The organism is Desulfarculus baarsii DSM 2075 (assembly GCF_000143965.1).
In the GTDB taxonomy this organism is placed as follows: Bacteria; Desulfobacterota; Desulfarculia; order Desulfarculales; family Desulfarculaceae; genus Desulfarculus; species Desulfarculus baarsii.
The window spans coordinates 265214-291161 of sequence record NC_014365.1; the positions used below are offsets into that span (position 1 = coordinate 265214).

Below are 25948 nucleotides of genomic sequence, written 5' to 3' on the forward strand. Positions count from 1 at the left end.
CACTCCTTAAAACAGAGCGCGCATCAGTAGTTATGAAAAAGGGGCCCCCTCGGGCCAGGGGGCCCCTAGCGCGTCAGCTAGCCAACGATCGGGTCCATCTCGACAGCGGGATGGCCTACCTTTTGCAGATACTCGTACACGCTGGCCTCGTCGATGGCGATGGTTTCATCGCAGATCTTGTCGATGAGGTCGGGCACGCCGACTTCCTCTCCACGGCGCAAGAGGCCTTCACGCAATTCTTCCTTGAGCGACTTGGGCATCCAGACCATACGCTTGATGCCGCCGTCACCGGCGATGTACTTGCGCTGAATGATGTTGTACTTGGAGTGGCCAACAAAGCCCGGCGAGGACTGACCGCCACCCATGACGCCGGCCAGGGTGGTGAACTTCATGCCGCAGGGAGTTTCGCCGGTGTAGTCGCGGTGCACGGTCATCACGCCGTTGCAGCCGGGCAACAGGGCGGCGATGCACTCGCAGCAGCCGCAGGTGGTCATGGGCTCGTAGACGATGCTATAGAAGTTGTACTGGCTGATCTTGCCACGGCTGGCCTTGGCCACGAAGTCGTTGCAGCCCTTCCACATGCCCAGCTTGGGATCGAGGCACTCGCCCTTTTCGATGGGCTGGTTGGGGCCAGTGGGGTTGATCTCGAAGGAGGCCTTGCAGTCCATCCAGTTGTAGGCGCCGCAGAGGCCGGTGCGCTCGGGGCTGACCACGCAGACGTGGCTGGGCGCGAACGACTGGCACAGGGTGCAGGAGTAGAAGATCTCCTCGTTTTCGTCGGTCATGTTCTCCACGCGAGAGTCACGGGCTTTGTACATGGCCCGGGCTTTTTCGGTGAAGGCCTTGACGTCCTTGGGGTCGGTGTAGAGCGTCACCTGGACTTTGTCCAGGATGCTGCCGAACTCCTTGTGGAACATGTCGTGCAGGATCTGGCCGATGTGGCGGACCTTGAAGCCCTTTTCCACGGCCGGCTGGCCCAGGCGAATCCAGGAGATGTCGCGCTGGCCGATGTGCATCACGCCCTGAGCGTAGTTGATCAGGTGGTGGATCTGGCGCTCCAGGATGGGCTCGAAGTCGGGCTGGAACTTGCGGCCGGCCACCTGGACGTAAATGCCCAGATCCAGCTTGTCGCCCTTCTTCACATCGTCCATTTCCTTGCCGATGACGACGATCTTGTTATCCTCGATCTCGTCCATCTCGGCCATTTCGACCAGCTCGGTGGCCTGCTTCTTGCCGCCGAACTCGACGAACAGGTCGTCCTTGCGCACGCGCTCGCCCTCGAAGGCCGCGCCGTAGCTCAGAGGAATGTCGACCTTGGTCACGATGGTCTTGAGGCCGCGGACCTCCACCGACTTCTGGACCATCTCGCTGTGCGGGATGTTGCCGACGACGTGCTCGTAGGTGCACACGCCGGTGGGCAGGATCTCGGGGATGTCGGTGTCGGCGATGGTCGGGAAGCCCCAGTTGACGCAACCGGCGGCGTTGGCCGCCCACTCGGCGTTAACCTCGCCAAAGGCGTTGACGAAGGCGAACACGCGGTCTTTGTTGTAGAGCAGGTTTTTCTTGTAGTCGCCGGGCTTGACGCCACCGAAGGCCATGGCCGCGCGGTTGGCGAAGCCCAGGGCGAAGACGGCGCCGCTGATGTCGGGGCTGAAGGGCACCAGGCGGGTGTTCCAACCGACCTGGACGCCAGCCTCGATCAGCTGCTCGGTGAAGGTGGTGCCCATGCGGTTGCCGGCCATGAACACGTAGAGGCTGCGCCGCTGGTATTCCTCGGCGATCTCCTTGGCGATCTCGGCGTTGGGAGCGGCGCCGACGATGGCGGCGAAGCCCGGCGCCGAGCCGTCGACGAACTCAACGCCGCGCTTGCGCAGGATGGTGTCGTCGGCCGCGCCCAGCCAAATCTTGCCGCTGGCCGGGTCGCATTCCTCGCCCAGGGTGTAGAAGTCGGGCTGCTCGAAATAGCGGATGGCTTCCAGCACTTCCTCGGCGAACAGGGCGGCCATGCCGGCGTCCAGCAGGGGCCCCAGGTAGGGCAGATGGTTGAAGTTCTGCACGTGGGCGGGCAGAAGCTTGCGGGCCACCTTCAGGGCCTTGCCGGCCGTGGCCATGTCCGTTACCGGAATGCCCAGCAGCGAGTAGATGATGGGCAGGTAGTAGGCCGTGTTGGGGAAGGCCAGCTTCTGCTCGGGACCGTATTTCTCCAGGGCTTTCTCGTAGATGCCCTCGACTCTGGTGACAATTTCGTACGCGCCTTGGATGGCCGCGAAAGCTACCAGTTTGGACATTTTCAGGTTCCCCCTTTCTAGAGGTCGTTTCGCGTGAGCCTAGGCCACTTCTTCCAACTGACGGCGGTCGGCCATGTCCATGAGCACGCGCTCTTTCTTCTTGTCGAGGCCCAACGCCGCACGCTTCTTGTCGATGTGGCGGATCATGGCCTGAGCATGCTCATAAGGATCGACGATCATGTCCCACATGCCGCCGTAGATGCCTTCCAGCTCCTCGAAGAGGTGCTTCTGGAAGCGCGGCGCGCCGGTCACGGGCAGGCCCACGCCGAAGACGGTGTAGACGCCGCTGACGACGAAGTAGTGGCCGATGCTGATGGCTTTCTCGCTCATCCACTCGGGCGCCGAACCGGCCGCGGGCAGGTCGGAGATGTCCTTGCCCAGACCGCCGGCCTTGACCACCTGGGTGGCGGCCATCAGGATGCGGCTGTTGTCCACGCAGGAACCCATGTGCAACACGGGCGGGATGCCCACGGTTTCACAAACCTCGGCCAGACCCGGGCCACAGAAGACCTTGGCCGACTCGGGAGAGAGCAGGCCGGCCTTGCCGCAAGCCATGGCGTTGCAACCGGTGGTCAGAACGATGACGTCGTTCTTGAGCAGCTCCTTGACCACGGTCAAGTGGGCGCTGTCGTGCATGGAGCGGGCGTTGTTGCAGCCAACCACGCCGCCGATGCCCCGGATGCGGCCATTGATGATGTTGTCGTTGAGCGGCCAGTAGCTGCCGCGGAAGGTGCCGCCCAGGTGGTAGTTGATGGCCTCGTAGCTGAAGCCGACAACCATCTTTTCCTTGGCGCTGGGGATCATCGCTTCGCCATGACGGTTGGGGAAGTTGTCGATGGCGGTCTTGACGATCTTCTTGGCGTCCTCGAGGGCGTTGTGCTCGTCGAACTCGATGTGCGTGGTGTGGCCGGATTCTATCATCGCCCGGGGGTTGGTGGTGATGATCTTGGTGTGATAGCAGTCGGCCACGTTGGCGATGTTTTCCATGATGCACTGCACGTCGACGACCATGGCGTCCACCGCGCCGGTGACGATGGCCAACTCCTGCTGCAGGTAGTTGCCGGCGATGGGCAGGCCGTGGCGGCACAGAATCTCGTTGGCCGTGCAGCACATGCCGGCCAGCACGATGCCGTGGGCGCCCTTGCTCTTGGCGTAGTCGACCATGTCGGGCAACTGGGAGGCCACGACGATCATCTCGGAGAGCAGCGGCTCATGGCCGTGAACGATGATGTTGACGTGGTCCTGCTTCAGCACGCCCAGGTTGATCTCGCCCTGGGTGGGGTAGGGCGTGCCGAACATGATGTCCTGCAGGTCGGTGGCGATCATCGAGCCGCCCCAGCCGTCGCCGATGGCGGCGCGGGTGCACTGCTTGACGATGTTGTGGTAGTCCTGGTCCACGCCCATGTGGGTGCGGTGCATGATCTCGACGATCTCGCGGTCGATGCCGCGAGGCACCACGTCGAGTTTGCGCCACAGTTCGTAGCGGGCCTTGGGGGCGCGCTTGGCGTTATAAATCTCGCCGTCCTGCTGGCCCCACTGGCCCAGAGCCTTGACGCCCACTTCCTCGGCGATGTCGTAGATGTCGCGCATCTGCTCGATTTTTTCGCCATTCGGGCCATCGACGATGACCGTGGTGGGCACCTCGAAGTCCGGGGCGATCTCCAGCAGCTTCTGCTCGTCCTTTATGCCGTAGTCGTGGGTGCCTTTGCGGGCCGCGGTCAAAAAGACCTCGGCCACGCCACGGCCGTGGTCGCTGTGGGCGGCGGCGCCGGCGGCGACCATGCGGGCGAAGTTACGGGCGGCGATGGTCTCGGGAGTGGCGCCGCACAGACCCTTGCGGGTGTCTTTGCCTTCGATGCCCTTCTTGGGCAGCGGCAGGCGGCAGGGGCCCTGCGAGCAAATCTTGCAGCAGGTGCCCTGCTCGCCGATGTTGCAGGGCTTCATGGACACGGCGCGGTCGAAAATGGTTTCGACGTTGTCGCGCTGCGCCTTGGCCAACATCTGAATGGTGGCGATGTCGACGCTGGACGCTTTGGGGTCGGCCTTCTTGGTGGAAGCCGATTCTTCGGCCGCCGCGGCGACTTTGGCCTTGATCTGGTCCGACATCAGAGGTTCCTCCTCATTTTAAGGTTGGCTTTCGCCCCCTCTTTTTCTTTTCGTCTCGCTCGCCGGGGAGCAAGCTGCACAGCCGTGTTTAGCTTTTCACCCTCGCGGGTCGCGCCGTTTGTCGGCGCATCCTCCCTCGAAAACCCCCGGCGTGAGAGGTCCGGCCCTTGCCCGGGCCGGGGAAAGCCCCGTCGGGGCCGTTATTTCTTTTTGCCCAAGACGCCATCGCCGCGCAGGCGAAAACGCTCCAGGCTTTTCATGATGTAGGTGGCTTCCGGTCCGGCCGTGCCGGGCTCGGGCGGCTGGCCAAAGACCACGCCTTGGCGCTTGGCGCCGTTTCCTTCGGCTTTCTTCGTCTGTGTCGTCATCTCGTGGCTCCTTCCAGGATCAATTGTTCAGCGCTCTCGGAGCCCCACGGCCCCCGAGCGGTAATCAGTCTTTCCCGGCACCTCCGGTGACGACTATCATCCGGCCGACCGTTGGCCAACCCACGCGGCCCCGTCGTCAACGGCCCGCGCCTGGCGCGAGCCGGGGAGGCGCTACTTGCGGTGAGACAGGACGCCGTCGCCACGCAGGCGGAAGCGGTCCAGGCTCTTGATAACGTAAACGGCGTCGGGGCCGGCGACGTCGACGGGAATGCCCTCGCCGTAAACCTCGCCCTTGTCCTCGCGCGCTTCTTTTTGGGCCATGGCCGCGGCCATTTTTTCGCGCTCGTCGCGGCGCTGGCGGCGCAGGGCCTCCAGATCGGCCTCGGCGGCGGCCTTGGCGGCGGCTTCAGCCTTGGCTTCGGCCTCGGCTTTGGCTTTGGCTTCGGCTTCGGCGGCGGCCTTGGCGGCGGCTTCAGCCTTGGCCTTGGCTTCGGCTTCGGCCTTGGCGGCGGCTTCGGCCTTGGCCTTGGCTTCCATCTCGGCCTTGGCCCTGGCCTCGGCGTCGGCGGCGGCCGGAGCGGCGGCGGCCGGGGCCGGGGCCGGAGCGGCGGCAGCCGCGGGCGCGGCGGCAGCCGCGGGCGCGGCGGCAGCCGCGGGCGCGGCGGCAGCCGGAGCGGCGGCGGCAGGCTTGGCGGCCGGAGCGGCGGCAGGCTTGGGCGCGGGCGCGGCGGCGGCAGGCTTGGCCGGGGCCTTGGCGCCGGGGATCAGGGCGGCCTTGGGACGATCGGAGGCCACGCGGGCGGCCGCGGGGGCGCGGTCGGCCATCATGCCGTCGATCATCTTCTTGACCGTGGCCACCGAATCGGGGTGACGCAGGATCAGGATGTCGCTGCCAGCCAGCAGGTAAGCCGTGGCCGCGGCCACTTCCATGAACACGCCGCGTTTGGCGTTGTCGCCCAGGTTGGCGGCGGCGGCCTCCTCACCGGCGATGTTGGCTTCCTTGGATTTCCAGATCTCGTTGCCGACGTTGTTGATCATGGGCATGGTCAGCTTGTCGTCGTCCTGGAGCAGGGCGGCCATGCGCAGGCGCTCCATCACCGAGTAGCTGTACTCCATGCCGTAGCCCAGGCCGCCGGTGGTCGGGTCGACGACGACGCGATCCAGGGGCACGCCCAGGTTGCCAAGCAGAATGTTGAGCTGCTTGGCCAGGTTGACGTCGATGGGGCTGGAGGAGATGACCTGATGCTTGTAGGCCAGACAGGCCGCGCCGATCTGCTTGTGGTTGCTTTCCTCCACCGGGCCCAGGAGCAGGTTCTTGCCCTCGAAGTCCTCGGCGATTTTCTTGAGCACCACCGCGTCCTTGGCGCCGTTGGCGCTGCCCCAGACGATCACCGGCACGCTGACCGCGCCCAGGACCTTGCCCACGACCGCGCTGGCCTGCTCGGCCGGAGCGTCGTCACCGTTGGGGTCGGTGGATTTGAGCTGAACGACGATGGCGTCCGCGCCGTACTCCTCGACGCATTTTTTGGCCCAAGCGGCCGGATCGCCCAGGACGCCCTTGAAAGGCGCCGCGCAGGCCTCGGCCCACTCGGTCGGCTCCATGTCCCACACTTCCATGGCCACCAGCGGCCGGTTGGGCATGCTGCCCTCGAAAATGTGGAAAGGATAGCAGTTCTCGCCACCAATTTTGGCAATCTTGTCGCCTTGACCGACGGCGACTTCCCTGATTTTTCCGGAGTAGTCGACTTTGGTCACTTCAAAGCCCACAGCAACTCCCTCCCGCTGCAAAGTGATTCATCAACATCGCCTTGGCGCGGTCACCATTCGCAGGGCCTCCCCCGGCCGATGTGTTCCGGGGGTGCGAAAAGATGGCGCGTTATGTGCACGGTGGATACATTCCACCGATTAATATACCACCGCTTTTTTGCATATTAAGGAAAAGCGCACCCACGCTACGACAAAGGCAAATACCTGTCAAGCAAAAACGCATTTTTTCACTAATGCACGCACGGCGCGTTCTTCCCTAATTAATCCATGAGCTTGCTCGGTTAGCCCTATTGCCGCCAGGCGGCGGGGATCACTTTGTCGAAGATGGCGAAGGCCGCCTTCACCGCTGGATTGTCAGCGGGCAGCTTGCTGGTGGGCCGGCCTTGCAGGTCGGCCTGGGCCAGGGCCTCGTCGTCGGGGATGAAACCGGCCAGCTCCACGCCCATCTCGGCGGCCGAGGCGCTAAGCTCGGGGGCCAGTTCGCCGCGCACCATCGATAAGATAAGAAAAGCATCGCCGGCCAGGATGCCCATCTCCTTGGCCAGTTCGGCCACGCGGGCGGCGGCGGTCATGCTGCGCCGGCTGGGGTCGCTGACCACCAGCAGCAAATCCACCCGCTGGGTGGTCACCCGGCTGATGTGCTCCATGCCCGCCTCGTTGTCGACCACCAGAAAACGGTAGTTGCCGGCGAGCTGATCCATGCTGGCGGTCAGCAGATGGTTGGCCGCGCAATAACAGCCAGCGCCCTCGGGCCGGCCCATGGCGATCAGGTCGAAGCCTTCGGCCTCTTCCAGGCACTGATTGACGCGCATCTCGATGAAAAGGTTTTTGGTCATGCCATGGCTCTGGCCTTTTTTCATGTCCTCGCGGGCATCGCCCAGGGTCATGTTGAGCTCGAGGCCGAGCACTTCGTTGAGGTTGCTGTTGGAGTCGGCGTCAACGGCAAGGACGGGCTTCAGCCCCTGCTCGACCAGATATCTGACCAGCAGGCCAGAGACGGTGGTCTTGCCCACGCCTCCCTTGCCCGCCACGGCGATGGTGTAGGCCAAGTCGCGCTCCTCCCTTCATGCTGAGGTTTAGTATTGTTTATCAGTTTCCGGCCATTTTGCCAAACCGTCCAGCCAAAAAAACCGCGCGCATTGGGGGTAAAATTCACACCCACGTGTGGCTTATTGTTGCCAGAAAGTGTCTTTTTCGTATACACTGCCCCTCGACCGCCGGCGAAAAGAGCGCGCCGCGCTGGCGGCGAAGTTGTTTCCGCCAAATAATTTTAGTTTTTACTGATAGTTGGACGACATGACCATGCAAAGCGACATCGGACGGCCCGTCTTGTGGGAGCAAGTCCGTCAAACCATGCGCGGCCAGGTGGACCACCGCGAGTTCGAGACCTGGCTGGCCCCGCTGGCCATGCGCCTGGAGGCCGACTGGGCCGTGATCTCGGCCCCCAACCGATTTTTTGTCGATTGGATCAAGGATCATTATCTTTCACAACTCGAACAGGTGATAAGCCAGTGCGCGGCGCGGCCGTTGAGGCTGCGTTTCGAGACCGGCAACGGCCCAGTTCCCGCTTCGCGGCCCGTCGAGGCCCAACCGGCCCTGGCCCAGCCGGCCCCGGCCGCGCCGGCGCTGACTTCGCTGGCCCAGCCCACGCTCAAGCCCGGCTACACCTTCGAAACGTTCATCGTCGGCACGTGCAACGAGCTGGCCCACGCGGCCTGTCGGGCGGTGGCCCAGCAGCCGGGCCGGCAATACAACCCGCTTTTGATCTTCGGCGGGGCCGGCCTGGGCAAGACGCATCTTTTGCACGCGGTGGGCAACGCCTTTTATCAGCGTGACCCCCGGGCCAAGGTGCTCTACACCACCTGCGAGGCCTTCACCAACGAGCTGATCCAGGCCGTGCGTTTCGACAGCATCGGCCGGTTCCAGGAAAAATACCGCGGCCTGGACTGCCTGCTGCTCGACGACATCCAGTTTCTGGCCGGCCGCGAGCGCACGCAAGAGGAGCTTTTCCACACCTTCAACGCCTTGCAAGAGTCGGGTGGGCAGATCGTCCTGACCTCCGACGACCCGCCTCGTGAATTGCAGGGGGTGGTCAAGCGGCTGCGCACGCGTTTCGAGGGTGGCCTGACGGCCGACCTGCAGCCGCCGCCCTCGGAGATCATGGTGGCCATTTTGCAAAGCAAGGCCCTGGCCAAGGGCATGGACCTTTCCGACCAGGTGGCCATGTTCCTGGCCCGTCAACCCGAAAGCAACGTGCGCGTGCTGGAGGGCTACCTCAACCGGATCATCGCCGTGAGCCGCTTCCAGGGCGTGGAGGTGACGCTGGAGCTGGCGCGGCGGGTGGTGGGGCCGTTGATGGCCCAGCGCCAGGTTTCGGTGGAGGAGGTGTTGCAGACGGTGGCGGCGCGCTACGGCGTGCGAGTGGGCGAGTTGAAAAGCTCGCGCAAGACCAGGGACGTGACCAGGCCCCGGCAGGTGGCCATGTTTTTGGCCCGGCAACTGACGGGTCAGTCCTACCCGGAGATCGGCCGGGCCCTGGGCGGCAAGGATCACAGCACGGTGGTCAAGGGCGTCAAAAAGATCCAGGGCCAGATGGCCCGGGAAGCGGCGCTGGCCGAGGAGATCCGCACGCTGGAGCGCGAGTTGTTGGAGGGCGGCGAAACGCCGGTGGATTGAGCGGCCGCAATGTGGAAAACCGCGCCGCCGGCCGGGCGGGCGGTGGAAAGCCCGGAGTGGAAGTTGAAAACTCCGGGCTATTTTTTTGCTTTGCTTTCGAGGCGTTATGTTGGTTTTCCACATTTATACATTCATTACTTCCACTACTAATTTCTTAAAGGAAAATTAATATTAGTTCTTAAGGGGGGCGGGCCGAAAAAACGCGGGCAAACAAGGGCGGGAAAGGGTGAGCCTCGATCAACAAGTTGATATCACGAAATTCTTTGGCTTGAAGGGGCGCTTGCGTTGGGCTGAAATTTCTGCTTTAATGAAGCCGCGGGCCATGAGGTGCGGACATTTTTGCCAAAGGGATGGGACGGGATGGAACTAACCGCGCGCAAGGAAGATCTGGCCAGGAATCTGCAAAAATCCCAGTCGGTGGTCGAAAAGCGCACATCGATGCCCATCTTGAGCAACGTCTTGCTGGAGGCGGCCGACGGCGGGCTGACGGTGACGGCCACGGACCTGGAGATCAGCTTCCAGGGCTCACTGGAGGCCAAGGTCAACAAGCCCGGCCGGGTGACGGTGCCGGCGCGCAAATTCTACGAGATCATCAAAGAGCTGCCCAGCGACGACGTTTATCTAAAAGAAAAAGAAAATCAGCACATTCACCTGACCGGCGGCCGGGCCAGCTACGACCTTGTCGGGCTTTCGGCGGCCGATTATCCGGCGCTGCCCGACATCGCGGACCTGAGCTGCCTGGAGGTTGACGGCGACGTTTTGGGCGAGATGATCGAAAAAACCATCTTTTCGATCTCGCAGGAGGACACGCGCTTCAATCTGGCCGGTTTGTTCGTCCAGAAGCGGCGGCGCGACGACCGGGAGATCCTGCGCATGGTCTCCACCGATGGCCATCGCCTGAGCCTGATCGACCGCGAGATTCCGGGCCTGGCCGCCCTGGACATCGCCGGCGGGGTGATCATCCCGCGCAAGGGCGTGGCCGAGATGCGCCGCCTGGCCGAGGATGGCGGGCTGAGCCTGGGCCTCAACGCCTCGTTCGCGGTGGTCAAGAAAGACGGGGCCACGCTGATTCTGCGCATGCAGGAGGGCTCTTTCCCCGACTACGAAGTGGTCGTCCCCAAAAACGCCGGCCGGGTGGCCCTGGTCAACCGCCAGGCCTTCGGCGAGGTGATCCGCCGCGTTTCGATCCTGGCCACCGACCGTTTCCAGGGCGTGCAGCTTTCGTTCAAGGAGGGCCTGCTGGAGCTGATCAGCCAAAACCCGGACCTGGGCGAGGCCCGCGAGACGATCGAAGTCGATTACGAAGGCGAATCGTTCACGGTGGGCTTCAACGCCCGTTATTTCCTCGACCTGTGCGGGGCCATGCGTTCCGAGGTGATCAGCCTGGCCTTTGTCGACGAAAACAACCCCTGCCTGATCAAGGGCGAGGGCGACGAGGGCTTCCTCAGCGTGATCATGCCCATGCGCCTCTAGAAGCGCGCGGCCCTGGTTGGGGCTGAATGTAAAAAACGGCGCGGCCGGAGCGATTGTCTCCGGCCGCGTTGTTTGTTTGGCGACGTCCGTTCAGCGCATGTCAAAGGGATATGGAATCAGTTCGGCCACGGTGGGCTGGATGATCTTGCCGTCGGGGCCGCGCATGATCACCTGGGCCCCGCGGTTGAATTCGTAGATGAGCTGGCGATCGACGGCCGAGGGCGCGGCCAGCGCGCCGCCGGGCAGGACGTTGACGACGGCCTTGATGTCGGTGTCGCCGGCGCTGACGGCCTTCAGGACGGCGGTGGTCAGGGCGGTGGCGGTCAGGTTGTAGAGGGCGTTTTCGACGTTGGCGCCGCTGTGGATGACCCCGGCCCCGCTGAGCACGGCCGCCCCGACCTGGAATTTGGAATATGGCGCGTAGGCCATGCGCGAGGCCTTGGTTGCGGCCTCGATCAGGCTTTTGATCTCTTTTTCCTCGAGCTTGGGCACGAACCAGCGGCGATAGATGCGCTCGAAGCGGCCGTCTTGCTGGATGGCGGCCAGGCCCTGGCTGATGGCCCTGGCCAAGTCGGGGCGATCGCGGGCGATGAGGTAGTAGATATTGATGACTTGGATAGGCGTGCCCACGGCGCTGATGTTTTTGTAGCCCTGGTTTTTGATGAAAAAGTGGCCCGCCCGCCCGGCGATGACGCAGGCGTCGGCCCGGCCGTCGTTGAGGGCTTGCAGGGCCTGGGGCTCGTTGTCGAAAAGCAGCAGGTTGGCCTTGGTCTTTTTGGCCAGGAGCTGCTGGTAGAGTGAGCCGCGTTGGGTGGCCACGGTGCGGCCGTCCAGGTCGGCGATGGTGCGTATTTTGGACGAGGCGGCGGTGAAGATGCGCACGTCCAGCTCGCAGGTGGGCCGATCGGGGAAGAGCAGGTCTTTCTCGCGTTGGGGCGTCTTGGCCGCGCCGGAACTGAGCTGGACGTTGCCAGCTTTGAGCTGGCGCTGAATCTCGTCCCACGGCCCGGGCCGCATGATCAGGTTGAATCCGCTGCCTTCCAGGGCCTGTTGCAGCACATCTATCTCGAAGCCCTTGGGCTGGCCGCCCTCGACGTAGGTGAAGGGCGGGAAGGCGTTGTCAAAGGCGTAGATGACCTCGCGCTTGCCGGCGATGGCTGGCCCGGCCCAGGTCAGCAGGATGGCGGCGAGAAGCAGGGCGATCGTCTTTTTCATGGCCTGGCCTCCGGTTTGTCGTGTTTTTTTGATTGGAGTATGAATCATCGGCGGCCGAGGGCCAAGGGCGTTTTTGGCAGGCGGTTCGACCCTGGGCGATAATGTTGAAATATTTATCGTTTATTACATCGTTATATAGGAGTTTTTATCTATTTAAATTTTTTTTGCTTTTCTGATATAGCAGCGCAATATCCATTGATTATCAAATTGCCCACCGATTAACTGTTTAATTAAACTGATCAATATTATGAAACAAGCTTGCGTTTAAGTTTGCTTTTCCCGTGAATAATCGCTTGTCAGAATGCTGGCCAACGGCTATGTTTAATTTGATAATTATTATCGAATCTTCTGGGAGAAAGCACATGGCCGCTGAATGCGAACTTCTAGCAAAATGCGGGTTTTTCAAGAAATACGCCGAGAGCAAGGATCTGGCCTGTCGGGGGTTTATCCGGCAATATTGCCGCGGCGATGGGCAAGCGAGCTGCAAGCGCAAGGAATATCGTCAAAAGCACGGCTCCGCGCCTTCCGACGACATGATGCCTTCGGGCCAGTTCATGAGCGCCTGAGGCCTTTTTCGGCGCGGCCGGCGGCGTGTTGAACGGGCGCTTGGCCGCGCTTTTTTTCGTTTGTGGGGCTCAGAAATTCTTGTATGGCCTGGCTCGGCCGGCCCAGACGCTGGTTGGGTATTCCTCGGTCAATTTTCGATAGGCGCTTTTGAGGTGCAGGGCCTGGGCGCTTTGGCGATAGCCAGCCACGCCGCGCAGAAACACGGCCTCGGCGGCGGCGGCGCTTTTGGGGTGCAGGCTGATGACGCGCTCCAGGTGATTGAGCGCGCCCAGCCAGCGCCGCTCCAGCATTTCAAACTTGGCCAGGCCCAGCAGCAGCCACGGCGTCAGCTCGGCGGCCGGCTGAAAACCGGCGGCGGCTTGCAGTTGGCGTCCGTCGGCGGCGGCGACGACCAGCCACGGCGTCCAACGCACGCCATAGTCTTCGCTGTGGGGCAGGGCGTCGGCGTGAACGCGCAGTGGCGTCATGTGGCCATCGATGGTGGCGCGGACATCGCGGTCGGGGAAGGTCTCGGCCTCCATCATCCGGCAGCCGACGCACTCTGGCAGGTGAAAGTCGATCAGCACGGGCCGGCCGGCCTGTTGGGCCCATTCAAAGGCCGCGCGCCAGTTGACGTTCCATTCCGGGCTGTTCATTTGCGCTCCATGGTTGGATGTCTTGGTTGATCAGCCGGCTGTCGGCGCGCATGGATTCCGGCTGGTTCGCGGGCGTGGCGACGCCGCTGGCCGCCCCGCCCACACGCATAATTTATTTTGCCGTCATGGGCGCGGCCCGCGCGATTGTTTTTTTAGCGCGCGCGTAGGTTTTCGTCGGCGCGGCTCAGGGCCCGGCGGATGGCCTGAGCCAGATCCAGGCGGCGGATGGGCTTGTCCAGGTAGGTCAGGTTGGCCAGGTTGCCAAAGGGCGATGGTCCACGCTTGTGATAGCCCGAGAGGATGATCACCGGCAATCTGGGCCTGGCGTTGAGGAAGTTGCGCGCCAGTTCCTCGCCGGTCATGCCGGGCATGGTCATGTCGGTGATGACCAGGTCGAACAGCTCCGGCGAGGAGTTGAAGTCGCGCAGGGCCGATTCGGGCGAGGTCTTGCCCACGACCTGATAACCCAGGTCCTCGAGGATCATGGTGGTGGCGTCGACCAGTTGTGGTTCGTCGTCGATCAGCAAAATGGTTTCGCTGCCCACGGGCGCCTGATCGACGACATAGGGTTTTTCCTCGGGCGGCATTTCTTGGGTCAGCGGTAGGAACACGCTGAACACCGAGCCTTGACCGGGCTTGCTGCGCATGGTCACCGCCCCGCCCAGGGAGTTGACGATGCCCATGGCCACCGAAAGGCCCAGCCCGTTGCCGCCGGCCTTTTGCTTGGTGGTGAAAAAGGGGTCGAACACGCGGTCCATGGTCTCTTGGCTCATGCCGTGGCCGGTGTCGGCGATGTCGATGCGCGCGAAGCGTCCGGGCCTGGCGTTGGTGAAATGAATGCCGGCCAGGGGTTCGACATCGACGACGGTCTGTTCCGAGAGGCTCACGCGCAGCACGCCGCCGCCGGGCATGGCCTGGCCGGCGTTGGCGCAGATGTTCATCAGCACCTGATGCAGCTCGGTGGAGTCGGCCATGACGCGGCTTTCGATGTCGGTGTTGGCCTGGACCTCGACCGTAGCCGGCAAGGTGGCCCGCAGCATGTTCAAGACTTCGTCGGTGACGGCCTTGATTTTCATGGGCGCGCGGTTTCGTTCGCTGGGCTTGCTGAAGCTGAGGATCTGCCGCACCAGGATCTGGGCCCGTTCGCAGGCGGTGACCACCTCGCCCAAGTTGTTGGCCAGGGCTTGTCGGTCGTCCAGGCGGCCCAGCGAGGCCTCGGTGAAACCCATGATCGCCGCCAGGATGTTGTTGAAATCGTGGGCGATGCCCCGCGACAAGGTGCCGATGGCCTCCATTTTCTGGGCCTGGCGCAGACGCGCTTCAAGGGCGATCTGGGCGGTGACGTCCTTGCCCACCAGGAAATAGTGGGTGTCTTTGTCTATCTCGTTGGTCACCGGCGAGATGTTGGCCTCGACGACGATGGTTTGGCCGTTTTTGCGGCTGGTGGTCAGCCTTCCGCTCCAGGGCCGGCCTTCCTTTAGGGCCTGTTTCAGGGACTCGGGCAGGCCCTGGCCCGGCCTTTTGGGATAAATGATCGAGTAGTGGCAGCCGAGCAGTTCTTCCTTGTCGAACTGGCTGATCTCCTCGGCGGCCTTGTTGACGTAGCCGATGACGCCGTCTTTGTCGACGTAGACCAGGCCCTCGGCGATCTGGCCCATGGCCGACAGCAGCATGGCTTTTTCGCGGCGGGCGCGGATGATGCGCACGCCGTAAGACAGGTTGTCGGCCAGGTTTTGCAGGATGGCCGCTTCCTCGCTGGAAAAAGAATATGGCTCGCGGGCGAAGACGGTCAGCGCGCCCAGGGCCCGGCCGGCCTCGTCGCGCAGGGGCAGGCTGATGCACGAGCGCAGGCCTTTTTTCAGCAGCATGTCGCGCCAGGGCTGGTAGTTGGGCATGGCGGCGATATCGTAGACGATCTGGTGGCCGCCGCTGTTGATGGCCTTGGCCGTGATGCTGGTGGACTGCTTGTCGTCGTCCCAACTGAGGTTTTTGACTATGGCGTTGGTTTCGAAATAGTCCAGGCCGTGGAAGGCCATCAGGGACAGGGCGCGCTTTTGATCCTGGTTGGCGTAGACGATCATCGCCGCGTGATAGCCGCCTTCCTCGACGACGATGCGGCAGCATTGGTTGATGATGGCCGCTTCGCTCTCGCCGGCGATGATGCTCTGGGCGCTTTTGCATAGGCAACGCAGCGCCCGAAAAGATAGGTCGTGGGTGAACTTGTCCAACAGCGGCGGGGCGTATGGCGCGATCACCTCGGCGAAGCCCAGGAGCATGCCGCCTTCGTTGAAATAGGGCGTCAACGAGCTTTCCCACTGGCCTTCGTCACCCAGGTCCAGGCGCGATTTCATCTCGACGCCGCGGGCCATGGCCTCGCTCAGGGGGCAGGCGGCGCAACGCTGGGACTGTTGGCCCCAGACGCGGCAACAGGGGTTGCCGATCAGCGAATCCAAAAACAGCCCGGCTTTTTTGCAGGCAGCTTCGTTGGCCCAGGTTATCTTGCCGTGGGGATCGAGAAAAACGACCATCTGGCGCAGGCCGTCGATGACTTTGGTTTGAAAATGGGGCAGCGGGCTTTGGCTCAAACGTCGCGCGGCGCCCTCGGCCGTGATTGCTCCCATGTGTCGCTTCCTTGGATGATCTAACCAGGCTGTGGCGGTTCAGAAGCAGCGCTCGGGCGGAAAGCCGGGGGCATGCCGCCCCCGGCCCGCCATATTATCAATGGCGGGAACCGGCCCGCGTGGTCAGGCGGTGCTTGATCAGCGCCAGTTGCCTTGTCACGTTGTCGCAAAGCTCGGCCGAGACGCCGGCCGATTCCGCCATGGAAGCCCAAAAAGGTAAAATAGCTTCGAGCCCGTCGGTGACGGCCTTGATATCCTGGCCGTGGCGCAGGACAAACTCGTTGGCGTCGCCGTATTCGCCCGAAAGTTGACACAACTGGCGGGCTTTGGCCAAAAGCGTTTGGACGTGCTGATAGATTTCCGGGTTGAACTGTTCTTCGGTCATGGTCGCCAGCCGCGCGCCGACCGCTTCAGCGGCCGGCGGCCGGCGCGGATTTGGCCAGCCGCCATACGTCATGGGCCGCGCAACGCGGGTCGTAGGCTTGGGGTTGTTGTTGGCAGGCTTCTTCCAGGTCGGCCAGGCAAGCGCTTTGGCGCGAAAGGCCGTCAATGAATTCCAATAGTTGCGCGCGGACGTGTTCGTAGGTCACGGTCGCCCCCTTGGCTTGTCAGCTGGCCAGGGCCTTGCCGCCCCGCGTCTGGCCCGGCCGGAGGTCCGGGCGCGGCGCCGTTTCCGCCACCACCTTGGCGTAGGGAAAGTCGGCCGGGGGCTGATGCATGCTTCCAGGTGTGTAATCGGCCCCGGCCTTCTCCCACTGATCGATGATGACGCCAAACAAGGACGTCGCCTCGCCCGCCATGGTGTTTTCCACAATCACGATGTCTCGCGCCAGGATGTCGTTGTCGAGCGCGGCGGGGAGGTTTCGCCCATCGATGTCGAGGATGGGAATCAGGCGGCCGTGCAGGCAGGCCAGACCGGCCAAGTAATCCGGCGCGCCGGGCAGCGGCCAGATGTCGGCTTGACGGACGATCCCCACTATCTTGCCCACGGGGATGGCGTTCGCGTTTTGCCTGCCGATGCTCTTCATGGCCCTGATTCCTCGTTTGAGTTGATGGGCCGTCCCTTCAGGGGTGGCTTGTGTCGATTCGTCGATGTTGAGCGCGCCACCCGAGAAGGAGTTTATGACGGCTGTTGCCCGTGGATAAAGCAAGTAGCGTGCCGAAAGAGTTAGTCACAGGTTTGACTTGTTTTTATGGGCGGTTAGCTGAAATGTAGCTGTTGAGTCCGCTCGGCCAACCATCTATTATCCGATTTCATCGGACGCTTTTTGTCCTGACCGATCGGACGTCCGAAAACATCGGACCTGGCGCCGGTTAACCAAGCTTCATGCCGTGCTTGGCCAAGAGGTCGTAGAGCCGGCTGCGGCTGAGTTCGGACAGCTCGAGGGCTTGGCGCAGGTCGCCTTCGCTCTGGGCGATCAGGGCGCCAAGGTATTCGCGCTCCATGCGGTTGATGTGATCGACGCGCCACTGGCGAAAGGGCGGCAGGCGCAGCTCCAGGGTGAGTAATTCCTGGGTCTGTTGGCCTTCTTGCTCGGCATGGGCGTTGTTGCGGTGGGTGATGGTCTGCTTGGCGATCTTGGCCCGCAGGTTTTTGGGCAAGTGATGGGGGCAGAGGATGGGCTCGGCAAAGGCCGCGCCGATGGCGTATTCCAGGGCGCCGACCAGCTCGCGCACGTTGCCGGGCCAGTCGTAGCCTTCGATGGCCTCGAAAAAATCGCGCGAAAAGCCCTTGGCCTCGATGGCGTAATGTCCGCACAGCCGCCCGATGTGATAGTCACAGATGTCTTTGATGTCTTCCTTGCGCGTGCGCAGCGGCGGCAGGTCGATGGGAAAGGCGCGCAGCCGAAACAGCAGGTCGGTGCGGAAGCGGCCTTCCTCGGCCATGATTTCGAGCTGGCGGTTGGTGGCGGCCACCAGCCGAAAGTCGCTGGCCAGGTCGCGGCGGCCGCCCACCGGCCGGTAGACCCGCTCTTGCAGCACGCGCAGCAATTTGGCCTGCATGGCCGGGCTCAGTTCGCCAATCTCGTCCAGAAACAGCGTGCCGCCGTTGGCTTGGGCGATCATGCCCTCCTGACTGGCGTGGGCCCCGGTGAAGGCCCCGCGCTCGTGGCCAAAGAGCACGCTCTCGGCCAGGGTCTCGGGCAGGGCGGCGCAGTCGACGGCCAAAAAAGGCTTGTCGGCCCGGCGGCTGTTGTTGTGGATGGCCCGGGCGAAAAGCTCCTTGCCGGTGCCGGTCTCACCGAAAAGCAGCACGCTGGCGTCGACCTGGGCCGCCTCGAAGACCTGGCCCAGGCAGTTGACGATCTGGGGGCTTTGGCCCACCAGGCCCTCGCGCTTGAGGGCGTTTTGACTGACATTGCGCTGGCGGCGCTCACGGTGTTCGATGACCCTCATCAGCAAAAGGGTCACGTCTTTGAGCTTGAAGGGCTTTTCGAGGTAGTCCCAGGCCCCGCTGGTGATGGCCAACTCCGCGCCGTCGGGCTCGCCGTAGCCGGTGATGATGACCACCTCTGGCCGGCCGGGGGTGTTTTTCAGTTGGCCGATGATGTCCAGGCCGCTGCCGTCGGGCAGGCGCACGTCGAGGAAAATGACGTCATAGGGCTCGATGGCGGCAATATTGAGGGCGTCCTCACTGGTGACAACCCGGTGGGTAATATAACCCATTTCCTCGAAATGATTGAATAATAGCTTGCCGATGGCCGGATCGTCGTCTATGACCAGAATTCGAGGCATGGCTATCCCGGCGCGAGAAACGGTTCGTCGTGGTCGCGGGTGATCGACCGGCGGTCGTTACTGTCCGAAAACGCCGTCGGCCCCAGCCAAAGCGAGTTGGCCGATCATAACGCAAATCGGCCCGCCATCAAAGCGCCGCGGCGGCGATCAGATATCCAGGGCTCGGGCTTCCAGGGCGTTTTCGATGATGAATTCCTTGCGCGGCTCGACTTGGTCGCCCATCAGGGTGGCGAACATGGTGTCGGCGGCGATGGCGTCGTCGACCTTGACCTGTAGCAGCGTGCGCCGCTCGGGGTCCATGGTCGTCTGCCAGAGCTGCTCGGGGTTCATTTCGCCCAGGCCCTTGTAGCGTTGCAGGCCCAGGCCCTTGGCCCCGTCTTCCAGCAGGCGGGACAAAAGGCCCTCGATGGTGGCGATTTGGCTTACTTCGCCGTTTTTGCGCAGGATGAAGGGGCCCGCGTCGCCGCCGCCAAGCTGTTGGTGCAGGGCGTGCAGGCGGGCGTAGTCGGCGCTGGAGACCAGCTCCCACGAGATCGGCGCGCACTTGGCCGCGTCGCCCAGGCAACTGACCTGGATCTCGTAGAGGCTGTGCTCTTCGTCGAAGGGGATGTCGCCGATGATCAGGTCGTGCTGGGCCAGGCTGTCGGAAAGCTCCTTGACGCGGTTTTGGTCGCTGAAGATGTTGCGCGAGCGGGCGCCCACCCGCAGGACGGCCTGCAGGGCCGGGGTGTGATAGCCCCGTCGGCGCAAGCGGTCCAGGGCCTCCAGATAGGCCCCGACGGTGTTCATGTGGCTGATCAGGCGCAGGCCGGAGACGCTTTGGCCGGTGGCCGGGACTTCCAGCGTGGCCTCGGCGCAGGCCCGCTCCAGGAGCATCGAGCGCAGGCTCTGTTCGTCTTTGATATAGTTTTCTTTTTTTCCATCGACAATGCGATACAAAGGCGGCTGAGCGATATAGAGATGGCCGGCCTCGATGAGTTCGGGCATCTGACGGAAAAAGAAGGTGAGGATCAACGTGCGGATATGGCTGCCGTCCACGTCGGCGTCGGTCATGATGACGATCTTGTGATAGCGCAGCTTGGCCAGGTTGAAGTCTTCCTCGCCGATGCCGGCGCCCAGGGCGGTGATGATGGTGCCGATCTCGGCGTTTTCGATCATCTTGTGGAAGCGGGCCTTCTCGACGTTGAGGATCTTGCCCTTGAGCGGCAGGATGGCCTGGAAGTTGCGGTCGCGGGCCTGCTTGGCGCTGCCGCCGGCGCTGTCGCCCTCGACCAGGAACAGCTCGCAGACGGTGGCGTCGCGGTTGGAGCAGTCGGCCAGCTTGCCGGGCAGGGAATGCTCGCCGAGCACGCCCTTGCGCCGCACCAGTTCGCGGGCCTTGCGGGCGGCCTCGCGGGCGCGGGCGGCCTCGGTCACTTTGTCGACCACGCGGCGGGCCACGGCCGGGTTTTCCTCGAAGTAGGTGGCCAGTTGGTCGTTGACGATCTGTTCGACCAGGCCCTTGACCTCGGAGTTGCCCAGCTTCATCTTGGTCTGGCCCTCGAACTGGGGCTGGGGGATGCGCACGCTGATGACGCCAAAGAGGCCTTCGCGGGCGTCGTCGCCCGAGGGCGGAGTCTTTATCTTGGGAAAATTATTGGCGATATAGGCGTTGATCGTGCGTGTCAGGGCCGCCTTGAAGCCGGTGAGGTGGGTGCCGCCCTCTTTGGTGTTGATGTTGTTGGCGAAACTGAACAGGCGCTCTTTGTAGGAATCGGCGTATTGCAGGGCGATCTCGACCTGGACCATGCCTTTTTGGCCGGCCAGGTAGATGGGCTTGGGGTGCAGCGGGGCCGAGTTGCGCGAGATGTATTCGACAAACTCGTTGATGCCGCCCTTGTAGTGGAACGACTTTTCCTCGTCGCTGCGCTCGTCGGCCAGGTCGATGCGCAGGCCCCGGTTCAAGAAGGCCAGCTCGCGCATGCGCGCCACAAGGATATCGTAGGAATATTCGGTGGTTTCGAATATCTCTTCGTCGGGCTTGAAGGTGACCTTGGTGCCCCGGCGGCGGGTCTTGCCGATGACTTCCAGCTCGCTGACCGGCTTGCCGCGCATGTAGCGCTGGTGATAGACCTTGCCGTCGCGGGAGATCTCCACCTCCAGCCACTGGCTGAGCGCGTTGACCACGCTGACGCCCACGCCGTGCAGGCCGCCGGCCACCTGATAGGCCTTGTCGTCGAACTTGCCGCCGGCGTGCAGCTTGGTCATGACCACCTGCACCGCCGACATGCCCTCATGGGCGTGGAAGTCCACCGGGATGCCGCGGCCGTCGTCAACCACCGAGACCGAGTTGTCGGCGTGGATGACCACGCGGATGTTTTCGCAAAAACCGGCCATGGCCTCGTCCACGGAGTTGTCGACGACTTCGTAGACCAGGTGGTGCAGGCCATCAACGCTGGTGGAGCCGATGTACATGGCCGGTCGCTTGCGCACGGCCTCCAGGCCTTCGAGCACCTTGATCTTGTCGGCTGTGTAGTTGGTGCGGTCTTCGGTCATCGGCGTGGCCCTCCGTATGGATAAGACACTATATTATGACCTAACTTGCAGATTTTGCAATTTATTTTTGCCACGCTCGCCGCGCGCTGGCCTGGGCCAAGGCCTTGTTTTCGCCACGGAAACCGGACGGCGGCTTGCGCCGGCCTGATCCGCGTGTAATAATTAATGTACTCGATTGAAATATAAAGTGTTTTTAAAAAAACGCGGCCAAGGGGCCACAAAATGGCCTTAAGCGTATGTTTCATTTTTTATTAATCATTTATTGCCAAGAAAATTGTCCGACCTGGACGCGACGGCCGCATCTCTTTTGGTCCGTTTTGGCGGGTTTGTTTTTTAATTGTTAATCAAGTTTGGCTTGTTAAAATGGGGTGTGGCCCGGCGGCGGCCAGGTCATCTAGAGTTTTTGCTATTTCAACGATAAAACCACGTTACAAAAGCCGCTGATTGATAGTACACTGCACAGAACCGGCATCAGGCCGCGGACCACGTTACGTTTTTGCATGCGGGGGGCGTCATGACACGTTTGGAGCAACTTCCCACTGGCGATCGCTTTGAGTTGACCGAAAACCCGACCGCCATTTCCCGGGCCGAAGAGGCCAGAGCCGTCTTGGAGATGGTCTTGGCCCTGGGCCGCCGGGCCGACAAGCTCTTGGCCATGATGGCCCAGGAGGCCGAGTTGAACACGCCGGCCTACAACCTGCTGCGCCTGGCCGATCACAAAGGCAACGCCGGCATGACCGTCAGCGAGGCCGCGGCCACGGTGGGCATCCGGCCACAGGCCCTCAGCGGCGCGGTGGGCGAGATGGTCCGCGAGGGCCTGTTGTCCCGCGACGTCAAGAGCGAAGACCGCCGGGCGCGCATCCTGCGCATCACCGACGAGGGCCGCCGCCGCCTGGCCCAGACAGCGCCCTTCCGCGATTCGCTGGTGGAGATGGTCGTCGATCAGGCGCCCCAGCTCAGCGTGGCCCGCCAAGTGTTGCGCACGCTGGAAGAGGCCATCGTCAAGGCCACCGAGAAGTAGCGCTCGGCAAAGACAAAAGCGCCCAGCGCGTCGGCGCGGGGCGCTAGGCGTCAAAAATCCACCGGGCGCGCCGGCGCAAAGCCCGTCATTCAAACGTGGCGTGCACGTCGTACCAGCCATCGCCCAGCGTCGAACGCTCGACAAAGCCCAGGCGTTTGTGCAGCCATTCGTAGATGGCCTCCTCGATGGTCATCCAGGGGCCGTGCGTCTCCTCGCCAAAGGGCCCGCTGTGAATGCCAGTGAACTTTTCGTCCACGTAGAGGCCCTCCAACGGCGGGTTGGGCAGGGGGTGCTTGTGGTGCGTGCGCTGGTTGACCAGCTTGAACTTCTGATAGCCCAGCTTGCGCATCTCGAAAAAAATGTCGATGGAATGGGCCTCGCACGAGACATACTTGGGCTTGACGTCGAAGTTGTTCAGCTCGCTCAAGGCCAGGATGTCGGCGTGCTCGATGTCGATCTTCAGATAATAGGGAATGCCCGTCTCGGCCAGGATCTTGCCGAAGCGGACAAAATTCACCTTGATCACCTCGTAGGCCGTGTTCTGCCGCGCGCCAACGGTCTTGTAAACCGAGCTCCAGTCGTCCTTGTCCTTGTTCACGTAAAAATCAAAGACGCCTTCGCTGTCATAGATGCCCACGTTGTATATCTTGAGCCGGCCGCTGTCGATGTGCGCGGCCAGGCGTTCGCTCACCAGCTCCACCATGGCGGGGTTGGCCTCCACCGCGGCGACCCGGAAGCCCTTTTTCAGATAAAACTCAGTGTCCATGCCTTTGTGCAGGCCAACGTCGATGATCAGATCGTTTTGCAAAACCGCATGTTCCATATTGCCTCCCGCTATGCCCTCGTCACTCTACTTTATCGCCGCCGACCAGTCAACCTCTCCCGGTCATAACACCATGAATGTATGGTGATTGTCCACCGTCCGCCCGCGTAACTGGCCTTACCAGAAACCTTGACGCGGGCTGGGCTTTGGCATATTCTACTGAGCCACCAATTAAAATCAAAAACTCCACGGGAGGACCAAGTGAAGAATAACCGCGACACCGTCATCGTGGCCATGGGCCGCACCGCCATCGGCGACTTCGGCGGCTCGTTGGCCGGCCTGCGCGCCCACGAACTGGCCGCCATCGTCACCAAGAACCTGCTCGACAAAACCGGCCTCGACCCGGCAATGTTCGACGACGTGCTCATGGGCGATTGCTGCCAGTGCCCCGATGAGGCCAACACCGCCCGCACCGCCGCCCTCAAGGCCGGCATCCCGGTGGACGTGCCGGCCATGACCATCCAGCGCCAGTGCTCCAGCGCCATGCAGGCCCTGGCCCAGGCCGAGGTCTACATCCGCGCCGGCGAGGCCGAGGTCATGCTGGCCGGCGGCGTCGAGTCGATGTCCAACGCGCCCTACACCCTGCCCAAGGCCCGCTGGGGCGCCCGCCTGCAACACGCCAAGATGGTCGACGCCCTGTGGGAGATGCTGCACTCCGGTTCGACCCTGCTGGAGCCGCCGGGCTACATCATGGGCCAGACCGCCGAAAACCTGGCCCGCAAATACGACGTCTCCCGCCAGGAGCAGGACATCGTCGCCCTGCGCAGCCACAACAACGCCGAAGCCGCCATCAAGGCCGGTAAGTTCAAGGACGAGATCGTGCCGGTGCCCGTGCCCCAGCGCAAGGGCGAGCCCAAGATCGTCGACACCGACGAACACGTGCGCATGGGCCTGACCATGGCCGACCTGGACAAACTGCGCCCGGCCTTCGCCAAGGACGGCACAGTCACCGCCGGCAACGCCTCGGGCCTCAACGACGGCGCGGCCCTGTGCATCGTCATGAGCCGCGAAAAGGCCAAGGATCTGGGCCTGACCCCCATCGCCAAGATCGTCGGCCACGCCGCCGCCGGCTGCCCGCCCGAGATCATGGGCTGGGGCCCGGTGCCTTCCACCCAAAAGGTCATGAAAAAACTGGGCATGAACCTCAAGGACATCGAGCTGATCGAGCTCAACGAGGCCTTTGCCGCCCAATACCTGGCCTGCGAAAAAGGCCTGGGCCTCAACCGCGACATCGTCAACGTCAACGGCTCGGGCATCGGCCTGGGTCACCCCGTGGGCTGCACCGGCGCGCGCATCGTCATCAGCCTCATCGGTGAGATGAAACGCCGCGGCGCCACCGTCGGCCTGGCCACCCTCTGCGTGGGCGGCGGCATGGGCATGTCCATGGTCGTCGAGGTCGAATAACTCCCGCTTGGCGCTGGCGGCCGGGCGCGATTTGACTCCCGGCCGCCAGCGCTTTCACCCGCTATTGCCCAATGACTGCTTTTCGTTATAAAATCCAAGACGAATCCCATCTCTGTTCGCTAAACAGCACAATGGGGCCTGCGCCATGGTCGACACAGGGGCAAAATCGGCGGAAGCGGCCAAACTGCGCCAGCGCGTGCGCGACCTGACCGACGAACTCGACTCCATCGAAGCCAAACACGCCGAGGCCATGGCCGCCCTGCGCGAGGCCGTGCCCGTGCTGTGCGGCCTGGCGCCCAAGCAACAATCGCCCTTGGTGGCCAAGGCCCTCGAAGCCCTGCGCCGCGCCGCCGACAAAAACGCCGATGACGCCAACCTACGCCAGGCCCTGGAGGCCCTCAAGTCGGCCATCGTCGCCGAACCACGCGATTATGGCCCCGGCGCTTCCGCCAAGGCCAAGGAGTCGGCTCAGTCCGAGGCCGCCCGCCACGTCTCCCTGGCCCTGCTGCACGGCCTGCGCCTGGGCGACGAGGCCTTCGACGCCCGTCTCGACAAGGCCATCGACGCCATCGGCGGCCACGTCGCCGCCGGCGCGGTGCGCCCGGCCATGGCCATCCTCGTCGACCTGCTCGACGAATTCCGCCTGGCCCACGGCAAACGCCTCGAAGCCGCCGAACGGGCCCTCAAGGAAGTGGTCGGCGAAGTGCTGACCACCGAGGCCGAACTGATGGCCACCTTCAGCCGCGCCGCCGACGACCTGGCCAGCGGAAGCGCGGCCCACGCCAATAACCTGACCGCCGCCCTGGCCGGCCTGCTCGAAGACATCAACCACGCCCCGGACCTCGAAACCATGAAAACCCGCGCCATCGGCCATATCCGGGCCATGCGCGAACAGATCAAAAATCGCCGCGAACAAGAATTGACCCAGCAAGCCCAGGTGCTCAGCGAAATGAGCCGCGTGCGCGCCGCCCTCGACGAAACCAAAGCCCACGTCTCGGCCGTGGAGCACATCAGCCAACGCCTGGCCCACGAAGCCCTCACCGACCCCCTGACCAAAGTATGGAACAAACGCGCCCTGGCCCAACGCCTGGCCGAGGCCTTGGAAAAACATGACCCGCTGGTCGTCTGCCTGATCGTTTTTGATATCGACTTCTTCAAGTCCATCAACGACAACTTCGGCCACCGCGCCGGCGATAAGGCCCTGGAAAGCATCGCCGCCCACGCCGCCCGCACCTTGCGCCGTGATGATGACCTTTTTCGCTATGCTGGCGACGAATTCGTCATACTTATGACCAATATCGATCTTAAAACAGCGCACGCCGTGGCCGAGCGCGTGCGAGCCGCCGCCGAGAAAATCCGCTTCACCTACGCCGGAAAAGGCGAAATCCGCCTCACCCTCTCCCTGGGTTTGGCCAACGGCCGCCAGGGAGACTCCGCCGCCAGCCTCTTCGAACGCGCCGATCAAGCCCTGCTCGACGCTAAGCGACAAGGCCGCAATCGTGTGGTCGTGGCGGGCAATTCTGTTGGTTGACCTGTCGGTCAAGTTTTCGTTTTCGGTTAAATTTTAGGTTTTGCTGGTATTTCAGGTGGTTACCGATTTGTGCTGGTGTTTTGGCGTTTTTTGATAATAATTTAAGATGAGTACGTATAATTTGATAGCTTTGCGGATGGCGATGGGAAGAAGAGAGAAGAGAAGAGAAGAAGAGAGAAGAG

At 62.8% G+C, this 25948-nt stretch carries 20 protein-coding genes; 7 read left to right on the forward strand and 13 right to left on the reverse strand.

Going from position 1 to position 25948, the window contains the following annotated elements; all coding sequences use genetic code 11:
* Positions 1-77: 77 nt before the first annotated feature.
* The 5 genes from acsB to DEBA_RS01205 all read right to left on the reverse strand — a co-directional run bounded on the left by acsB (position 78) and on the right by DEBA_RS01205 (position 7578).
* Positions 78-2288: an acetyl-CoA decarbonylase/synthase complex subunit alpha/beta gene (gene acsB, locus DEBA_RS01190; RefSeq protein ID WP_013257073.1), complete on the reverse strand. Its 2211-nt coding sequence runs from the start codon at positions 2286-2288 to the stop codon at positions 78-80.
* Positions 2289-2327: 39 nt separating this feature from the next.
* Positions 2328-4394, reverse strand: a complete 2067-nt coding sequence (gene cooS, locus DEBA_RS01195; protein WP_013257074.1) for an anaerobic carbon-monoxide dehydrogenase catalytic subunit — start codon at positions 4392-4394, stop codon at positions 2328-2330.
* 200 nt (positions 4395-4594) lie between these two features.
* Positions 4595-4762 (reverse strand): hypothetical protein, encoded by a 168-nt coding sequence (locus tag DEBA_RS18260; RefSeq protein ID WP_013257075.1) that lies wholly within the window; start codon positions 4760-4762, stop codon positions 4595-4597.
* A 171-nt stretch (positions 4763-4933) separates the two neighbouring features.
* Positions 4934-6529, reverse strand: coding sequence for an acetyl-CoA decarbonylase/synthase complex subunit delta (locus DEBA_RS01200; RefSeq protein WP_013257076.1), 1596 nt, complete (start codon positions 6527-6529; stop codon positions 4934-4936).
* Positions 6530-6816: 287 nt separating this feature from the next.
* Positions 6817-7578 carry an ATP-binding protein gene (locus tag DEBA_RS01205; RefSeq protein ID WP_013257077.1) on the reverse strand — a complete coding sequence of 254 codons (762 nt, stop codon included), beginning with the start codon at positions 7576-7578 and terminating at the stop codon, positions 6817-6819.
* Positions 7579-7831: 253 nt separating this feature from the next.
* Here DEBA_RS01205 and dnaA point away from each other — a divergent pair, with 253 nt between their 5' ends.
* Both dnaA and dnaN read left to right on the forward strand, forming a co-directional pair.
* Positions 7832-9205 carry a chromosomal replication initiator protein DnaA gene (gene dnaA, locus DEBA_RS01210; protein WP_013257078.1) on the forward strand — a complete coding sequence of 458 codons (1374 nt, stop codon included), beginning with the start codon at positions 7832-7834 and terminating at the stop codon, positions 9203-9205.
* 360 nt (positions 9206-9565) lie between these two features.
* A complete protein-coding gene (gene dnaN / locus DEBA_RS01215) occupies positions 9566-10678 on the forward strand; it encodes a DNA polymerase III subunit beta (RefSeq protein WP_013257079.1) in 1113 nt (370 codons plus the stop codon).
* 90 nt (positions 10679-10768) lie between these two features.
* Here dnaN and DEBA_RS17550 read toward each other — a convergent pair whose 3' ends face one another.
* Positions 10769-11893 (reverse strand): cytidine deaminase, encoded by a 1125-nt coding sequence (locus DEBA_RS17550; RefSeq protein ID WP_013257080.1) that lies wholly within the window; start codon positions 11891-11893, stop codon positions 10769-10771.
* A 362-nt stretch (positions 11894-12255) separates the two neighbouring features.
* Here DEBA_RS17550 and DEBA_RS01225 point away from each other — a divergent pair, with 362 nt between their 5' ends.
* Entirely contained in the window at positions 12256-12459 is a 204-nt protein-coding gene (locus DEBA_RS01225; protein ID WP_013257081.1) for a hypothetical protein, read from the forward strand.
* Between the two features lie 69 nt (positions 12460-12528).
* Here DEBA_RS01225 and DEBA_RS01230 read toward each other — a convergent pair whose 3' ends face one another.
* The gene (locus DEBA_RS01230) at positions 12529-13095 is read right to left on the reverse strand and encodes a thioredoxin family protein (protein ID WP_013257082.1); all 567 of its coding nucleotides are present in this window, start codon (positions 13093-13095) and stop codon (positions 12529-12531) included.
* 26 nt (positions 13096-13121) lie between these two features.
* Here DEBA_RS01230 and DEBA_RS18265 point away from each other — a divergent pair, with 26 nt between their 5' ends.
* Positions 13122-13262, forward strand: a complete 141-nt coding sequence (locus DEBA_RS18265; RefSeq protein WP_187288575.1) for a hypothetical protein — start codon at positions 13122-13124, stop codon at positions 13260-13262.
* Here DEBA_RS18265 and DEBA_RS16620 read toward each other — a convergent pair.
* The 5 genes from DEBA_RS16620 to gyrB all read right to left on the reverse strand — a co-directional run bounded on the left by DEBA_RS16620 (position 13248) and on the right by gyrB (position 20987).
* Entirely contained in the window at positions 13248-15716 is a 2469-nt protein-coding gene (locus DEBA_RS16620; protein ID WP_013257083.1) for a PAS domain-containing protein, read from the reverse strand. The two genes, DEBA_RS18265 and DEBA_RS16620, sit on opposite strands and share 15 nt — an antisense overlap.
* A gap of 97 nt (positions 15717-15813) precedes the next feature.
* On the reverse strand, positions 15814-16266 hold the full coding sequence (locus DEBA_RS17980) for a hypothetical protein (RefSeq protein ID WP_148227750.1): 453 nt from the start codon (positions 16264-16266) through the stop codon (positions 15814-15816).
* Between the two features lie 58 nt (positions 16267-16324).
* Positions 16325-16744: a chemotaxis protein CheW gene (locus tag DEBA_RS01245; protein WP_013257086.1), complete on the reverse strand. Its 420-nt coding sequence runs from the start codon at positions 16742-16744 to the stop codon at positions 16325-16327.
* Positions 16745-17030: 286 nt separating this feature from the next.
* Positions 17031-18452, reverse strand: a complete 1422-nt coding sequence (locus DEBA_RS01250) for a sigma-54-dependent transcriptional regulator (RefSeq protein ID WP_013257087.1) — start codon at positions 18450-18452, stop codon at positions 17031-17033.
* A gap of 147 nt (positions 18453-18599) precedes the next feature.
* Positions 18600-20987, reverse strand: coding sequence for a DNA topoisomerase (ATP-hydrolyzing) subunit B (gene gyrB, locus DEBA_RS01255; RefSeq protein ID WP_013257088.1), 2388 nt, complete (start codon positions 20985-20987; stop codon positions 18600-18602).
* A gap of 556 nt (positions 20988-21543) precedes the next feature.
* Between gyrB and DEBA_RS16625 the strand changes: the two genes are divergently transcribed.
* The gene (locus DEBA_RS16625) at positions 21544-22008 is read left to right on the forward strand and encodes a MarR family winged helix-turn-helix transcriptional regulator (protein ID WP_187288576.1); all 465 of its coding nucleotides are present in this window, start codon (positions 21544-21546) and stop codon (positions 22006-22008) included.
* 85 nt (positions 22009-22093) lie between these two features.
* On the opposite strand, the gene DEBA_RS01265 is transcribed toward DEBA_RS16625, so the two are convergent.
* Entirely contained in the window at positions 22094-22831 is a 738-nt protein-coding gene (locus tag DEBA_RS01265) for an FkbM family methyltransferase (RefSeq protein WP_013257090.1), read from the reverse strand.
* Positions 22832-23032: 201 nt separating this feature from the next.
* Between DEBA_RS01265 and DEBA_RS01270 the strand changes: the two genes are divergently transcribed.
* Together DEBA_RS01270 and DEBA_RS16630 are read left to right on the forward strand one after the other, a co-directional pair.
* Positions 23033-24235 (forward strand): thiolase family protein, encoded by a 1203-nt coding sequence (locus DEBA_RS01270; protein WP_013257091.1) that lies wholly within the window; start codon positions 23033-23035, stop codon positions 24233-24235.
* 145 nt (positions 24236-24380) lie between these two features.
* On the forward strand, positions 24381-25766 hold the full coding sequence (locus DEBA_RS16630; RefSeq protein WP_013257092.1) for a GGDEF domain-containing protein: 1386 nt from the start codon (positions 24381-24383) through the stop codon (positions 25764-25766).
* Positions 25767-25948: the final 182 nt, after the last annotated feature.